This is a genomic window from Streptomyces sp. SAS_272 (genome assembly GCF_052543235.1).
Window position 1 is genome coordinate 1 of sequence record NZ_JBMNDR010000210.1, and the last position, 1,602, is coordinate 1,602.

1 protein-coding gene is annotated in these 1,602 nt (G+C 70.3%); it reads right to left on the reverse strand.

Annotation, left to right across the window (positions count from 1 at the left end; translation table 11 throughout):
• The coding region (locus ACN6LD_RS42185) for an SDR family NAD(P)-dependent oxidoreductase (RefSeq protein WP_445045934.1) at positions 1-1,602 on the reverse strand (1,602 nt) is incomplete at both ends.

Below are 1,602 nucleotides of genomic sequence, written 5' to 3' on the forward strand. Positions count from 1 at the left end.
AGAACACCACGAACGCCGACAGATCCCACCCACGCGTCAACTCATCCAAATGCACCGCACCCCACGCCTTCGCCCCCACCACCCGCCGCACATGAGCGGGCGTCATCGCGTCGATCTCCTCCATGTCCAGGACACCGGCCACATGAGCGATGCCGTCTACCCGGTGGGCTTCGAGAAGGGCAGCGACCTGGGAGCGGTCGGCGACGTCGCACGCGACGACGTCGACGCGTTTCGCTCCGGCCGCCCGCAGCCGAAGGTCGGTGTCTGCCAGGCCGGGAGCGTCCGGACCGCTCCGGCTGGTCAGTACGAGTTCCTCCGTCCCGCGTGCGACGAACCATTCGGCGACGCGCACCCCGAGCACACCGGTCCCCCCGGTGACGAGCAGTCGCCGCGGAGCCGAACGGTGGTGGCTCTGCGAAGAGACCGGGTCCGTTCCGTTCAGCGGTGCCGGACGCAGCCGACGGCCGAAGACCTGCCCCCCGCTCAACGCCACTTGATCTTCGCTGCGATGCGCCAGCACCGAGGCGAGAGCGGCGAGTTCCCCGTCGTTCGGCGTCGTCGTCAGATCGACGAGTCCGCCCCAGCGGTCCGGGTGCTCCAGAGCGGCCACACGGCCCAGCCCCCATATCGCGGCCTGCGCCGGATCGTCGGGGCCGCTGCCGGGACCGAACCCTGCCCGGGTGACGACCCACAGGGGCGCTGCGACGCCTGCGTCACCGAGGGCCTGAACGAGAGTCATGGTGTGCACCACGTCAGCGTCCGGACCGGAGACGACACCGTCGTCGCCGAGACCCGGAAGGGAGAGGCAGGAGAGCACCCCGGCCGGCGTGGTCCCGTCGACGGCCGACTGCAGAAGATCCGTGAGTGATTTCCTGTCCCGCGCATCGCAGGTGAGCCGCTCCAGACCGGGGATGAACCGATCAAGCCCCTCGAGGGGAAGGGCGTCAGGTCCCTGTAGCAGCAGCCAGCGCCCGTCCAAGGGCGTCGAGGCCGGCAGCGGCACCGGTTCCCATTCGACGCTGTATCGCCAGCCGTCCACCTCGGCGCGCGTCATCTGCTCTCGACGCAGTTCCGTGAGAGCGGGCAGCACGGCCTCCAGCGCCTCCTCGGGCACCCCGAGGGTCGCCGCCAGATCGTGCTTCCCCTCCTCCACGATCGACCAGAAGGACGCGTCGGCGTCGGAGACCGAGGGATTCGCCGACGCCACCGTGCCTGCGGTGACCGTGGGCCAGAAATCGGTGTGCCGGAAGGCATAGGTGGGCAGGTCGACGGGTCCGTCGCCTGTGCCGCCGCCCAACACGGCCGGCCAGTCGATGTCCGCGCCGTCGACGTGGAACTTCGCCATCGCCCGCAGGGCCGCCACGTGCTCGGAACCGTCCTTGCGCAGCATCGACACGAACAGCGCGTCGCCGGTGTCTACGGGGAGGCTGTTCTGCGCGAGGGCGGTGAGAGTCCCGTCGGGGCCGATCTCCAGGAACCGCGTCACACCCTCGGCGGCCAGCGCACCGATCCCGTCGGCGAACCGCACCGCCTCACGCACATGCCGCACCCAGTACTCCGCCGACGCCAACTCGCCCTCCACAGCGAGCCGCCCCGACACAT